Annotated in this window: 3 protein-coding genes and 2 pseudogenes; 4 read left to right on the top strand and 1 reads right to left on the bottom strand. The window is 62.3% G+C overall.

Annotated features, from left to right (window positions below):
- The 4 genes and pseudogenes from L9Z73_RS25945 to L9Z73_RS25930 all read left to right on the top strand — a co-directional run.
- Window positions 1-2210 (top strand): glycine cleavage T C-terminal barrel domain-containing protein (locus L9Z73_RS25945; RefSeq protein ID WP_247407272.1); only part of this gene is annotated, 2210 nt, incomplete at its 5' end.
- A 123-nt stretch (window positions 2211-2333) separates the two neighbouring features.
- A complete protein-coding gene (locus L9Z73_RS25940; RefSeq protein ID WP_247407270.1) occupies window positions 2334-2966 on the top strand; it encodes a sarcosine oxidase subunit gamma in 633 nt (210 codons plus the stop codon).
- Between the two features lie 10 nt (window positions 2967-2976).
- Window positions 2977-3834, top strand: a complete 858-nt coding sequence (gene purU / locus L9Z73_RS25935; protein WP_247407268.1) for a formyltetrahydrofolate deformylase — start codon at window positions 2977-2979, stop codon at window positions 3832-3834.
- Between the two features lie 178 nt (window positions 3835-4012).
- Window positions 4013-4363: pseudogene (locus L9Z73_RS25930) on the top strand (alcohol dehydrogenase catalytic domain-containing protein); the annotation flags it as partial.
- Window positions 4364-4379: 16 nt separating this feature from the next.
- Here L9Z73_RS25930 and L9Z73_RS25925 read toward each other — a convergent pair.
- Window positions 4380-4483, bottom strand: a pseudogene (locus tag L9Z73_RS25925) (AraC family transcriptional regulator); the annotation flags it as partial.

Below are 4483 nucleotides of genomic sequence, written 5' to 3'. Positions count from 1 at the left end.
CGATCGGCCAGGTGCGCCAGCGTATCCACCGCGTGCGTGCCAAGCGCGTGGTGCTGGCGACCGGTGCGTGCGAGCGTCCGCTGGTGTACGGCAACAACGACGTGCCGGGCAATATGCTCGCCGGTGCGGTGTCGACTTACGTGCGCCGTTACGGCGTGGCACCGGGTCAAAAGCTGCTGCTGTCGACCAACAACGACCACGCCTACCGCGTCGCGCTGGACTGGTTAGAGGCCGGCCTGAAGGTGGTGGCCGTGGCCGATGCCCGTCACAACCCACGTGGTGCGCTGGTGGAAGAAGCCCGCGCCAAAGGCATTCGTATCCTCACCGGCAGCGCCGTGATCGAAGCCCGTGGCAGCAAACACGTGACCGGCGCCCGCGTTGCCGCCATCGATGTCAAAGCGCATACCGTCACCAGCCCCGGCGAGTGGTTGGACTGCGATCTGGTCGCCAGCTCCGGCGGCTACAGCCCGGTGGTCCACCTGGCATCGCACTTGGGCGGCAAGCCAACCTGGCGCGAAGACATCCTCGGTTTTGTACCGGGCGAGGCACCGCAAAAGCGCGTGTGCGTCGGCGGTATCAACGGCGTCTACGGTCTTGGCGATTCGCTGGCGGATGGTTTTGAAGGCGGCGTGCGCGCCGCCAGCGAAGCCGGTTTTACCCCGGTGGAAGGCACGCTGCCTAAAGCCTTGAACCGCCTGGAAGAACCGACCCTGGCACTGTTCCAGGTACCTCACGAAAAAGCCACTGCGCGGGCGCCCAAGCAATTTGTCGACCTGCAGAACGACGTCACCGCCGCCGCCATCGAGCTCGCCACCCGCGAAGGTTTCGAGTCGGTGGAACACGTCAAACGCTACACCGCGCTGGGCTTCGGCACCGACCAGGGCAAGCTGGGTAACGTCAACGGCCTGGCCATTGCGGCGCGCTCGCTGAACGTGACCATCCCGCAGATGGGCACCACCATGTTCCGCCCCAACTACACGCCGGTGACCTTCGGCGCAGTCGCGGGCCGGCACTGTGGGCATATCTTCGAGCCCGTTCGCTACACCGCGCTGCACGCCTGGCATGTGAAGAACGGCGCCGAGTTTGAAGACGTCGGCCAGTGGAAACGCCCATGGTACTTCCCGCGCAACGGTGAAGACCTGCACGCGGCGGTCAAGCGCGAATGCCTGGCGGTGCGCGACAGCGTCGGCCTGCTGGATGCGTCGACCCTCGGCAAGATCGACATTCAAGGCCCGGATGCCCGCGAGTTCCTCAACCGCATCTACAGCAACGCCTGGACCAAGCTCGACGTGGGCAAGGCGCGCTACGGCCTGATGTGCAAGGAAGACGGCATGGTCTTCGACGACGGCGTGACCGCGTGCCTGGCCGACAACCACTTCTTGATGACCACCACCACCGGCGGCGCCGCCCGTGTGCTGCAGTGGTTGGAGATCTACCAACAGACCGAATGGCCGGACCTCAAGGTGTACTTCACCTCGGTCACCGACCACTGGGCGACCATGACCCTGTCGGGCCCCAACAGCCGCAAGCTGCTGGCCGAAGTCACCGACATCGACCTGGACAAGGACGGCTTCCCGTTCATGACCTGGAAAGAAGGCCTGGTCGGCGGTGTGCCGGCGCGGGTGTTCCGCATCTCGTTTACCGGCGAGCTGTCGTATGAAGTCAACGTGCAGGCCGACTACGCCATGGGCGTGCTCGAACAGATCGTCGCGGCGGGCAAGCAGTACAACCTGACCCCATACGGCACCGAGACCATGCACGTATTACGGGCCGAGAAGGGCTTCATCATCGTCGGCCAGGACACCGACGGCTCGATGACCCCAGACGACCTGAACATGGGCTGGTGCGTCGGCCGCACCAAACCGTTCTCGTGGATCGGCTGGCGCGGCATGAACCGTGAAGACTGCGTGCGCGAAGAGCGTAAGCAACTGGTGGGCTTGAAGCCGATCGATCCGACGGTGTGGCTACCAGAAGGCGCGCAACTGGTGTTCGACGCCAAGCAGACGATCCCGATGAAGATGGTCGGCCACGTCACTTCCAGCTATGCGCATAACTCCCTGGGTTATTCGTTTGCGATGGCGGTGGTCAAGGGCGGCTTGAAGCGTATCGGCGAACGGGTGTTTTCGCCCCAGGTCGATGGCAGCGTGATTGAGGCGGAGATTGTGTCTTCGGTGTTCTTTGACCCGAAAGGCGAACGCCAAAACATCTGACGGACCGAGTCGCGGCCATCGGGGGCAAGCCCCCTCCCACATTTTGAAATGCATTCCCCTGTGGGAGGGGGCTTGCCCCCGATGAGGCCAGAACAGTCACCACAGAATTCAAACAGGTGCTTTATGACAGCAGCCAATGTTTACCCACAACGCCCCACCACCGGCGCCAAGGCCGAGTCGTCGCTGCACCATGCCGACCTCGCCAGCCTGATCGGCAAGGGCCGCAAGAATGCCGGCGTGACCGTGCGTGAAAAGAAACTCCTCGGCCACCTGACTATCCGTGGCGACGGCCATGACGCCGCGTTTGCAGCAGGCGTCCACAAAGCCCTGGGCATCGAACTGCCCGGCGCCCTGAGCGTGATCGTCAAAGGCGAAACCAGCCTGCAATGGCTCGGCCCGGATGAGTGGTTGCTGGTGGTGCCGAGCGGTGAAGAATTCGCCGCCGAACAAAACCTGCGCGCCGCCCTGGGCGATCTGCACATCCAGATCGTCAACGTCAGCGGCGGTCAACAGATCCTCGAACTGCGCGGCCCGAACGTGCGCGACGTGCTGATGAAGTCCACCAGTTATGACGTACACCCCGACAACTTCCCGGTGGGCAAGGCGGTGGGCACGGTGTTCGCCAAGTCGCAATTGGTGATCCGCCATACCGCTGAAGACACCTGGGAGCTGGTGATTCGTCGCAGCTTCTCGGATTACTGGTGGTTGTGGTTGCAGGATGCCTCGGCCGAATTCGGCCTGAGCGTTCAAGCCTGAGGAGTGACCCATGAGCCGCGCACCCGATACATGGATTTTGACCGCCGACTGCCCCAGCGTGCTCGGCACGGTGGACGCGGTCACCCGCTACCTGTTCGAGCAGGGTTGCTACGTCACTGAGCACCACTCGTTCGATGACCGGTTGTCAGCGCGCTTTTTTATCCGCGTGGAGTTTCGCCAGCCGGACGGTTTCGATGAACAAGCGTTCCGTGATGGCCTGGCCGCGCGCGGGCAAGCGTTTGGGATGATCTTTGAGCTGACGGCGCCGAACTACCGGCCCAAAGTGGTAATCATGGTGTCGAAGGCCGATCACTGCCTGAACGACCTGTTGTATCGCCAGCGTATCGGCCAGTTGTCGATGGATGTGGTTGCGGTGGTGTCCAACCACGCCGATCTGAAACCGTTGGCCGACTGGCACCAGATTCCCTACCACCACTTCGCCCTCGACCCCCACGACAAACCGTCCCAGGAGCGTCAGGTGTGGCAAGTGATTGAACAGACCGGCGCCGAACTGGTGATTCTTGCGCGCTACATGCAAGTGCTGTCGCCGGAGCTGTGCCGCAAGCTCGATGGCAAGGCGATCAATATCCACCACTCATTGTTGCCGGGTTTCAAGGGCGCCAAGCCTTATCACCAGGCGTACAACAAGGGCGTGAAGCTGGTCGGCGCGACGGCGCATTACATCAACAACGACCTGGATGAAGGCCCGATCATCGCCCAGGGTGTGGAAGTGGTGGATCACAGTCACTATCCCGAGGACCTGATTGCCAAGGGGCGCGATATCGAAGGGCTGACCTTGGCCCGGGCGGTGGGGTATCACATTGAACGGCGGGTGTTTTTGAATGCCAATAGAACGGTGGTGCTCTGACTGACGCCATCGGGGGCAAGCCCCCTCCCACATTTGGAATGCATTCCCCTGTGGGAGGGGGCTTGCTCCCGATAGGGCCATTACTAACAACGCAAAAACAGCATCTGTACCCGAGCACTCAACGCGCTGCCCACCCACGGGCAACGCGCTTCCATAAAAACAACAGCGAGGTGAAAGCATGTCTGGTAATCGTGGTGTCGTGTATCTCGGCAACGGCAAGGTCGAAGTACAGAAAATCGACTATCCCAAAATGCAGGACCCGCGTGGCAGGAAGATTGAACACGGCGTCATCCTGCGCGTGGTCTCCACCAACATCTGCGGCTCCGACCAACACATGGTGCGCGGCCGCACCACTGCCCAGACTGGCCTGGTGCTCGGTCACGAAATCACTGGTGAAGTGATCGAGAAGGGCAGCGACGTCGAGAACCTGAAAATCGGCGACCTGGTGTCCGTGCCCTTCAACGTCGCCTGCGGCCGCTGCCGCTCCTGCAAAGAGCAACACACCGGCGTGTGCCTCACCGTCAACCCGCAGGGCGTGCGGGTGTTCAACCGTTCGATGGCCGCGTTGCTGGTGGCCAGTGTGGGTTATTTGCTGATGGCTTGAGCAAGTCGCGGTATTGCCCCGGCGTGGCGGCGAAGTGTTGCTTGA

The sequence above is a fragment of the Pseudomonas emilianonis genome (genome assembly GCF_023072625.1).
GTDB classification, from domain to species: domain Bacteria; phylum Pseudomonadota; class Gammaproteobacteria; order Pseudomonadales; family Pseudomonadaceae; genus Aquipseudomonas; species Aquipseudomonas paraveronii.
This window is presented reverse-complemented; position numbering and strand designations above follow the sequence as displayed.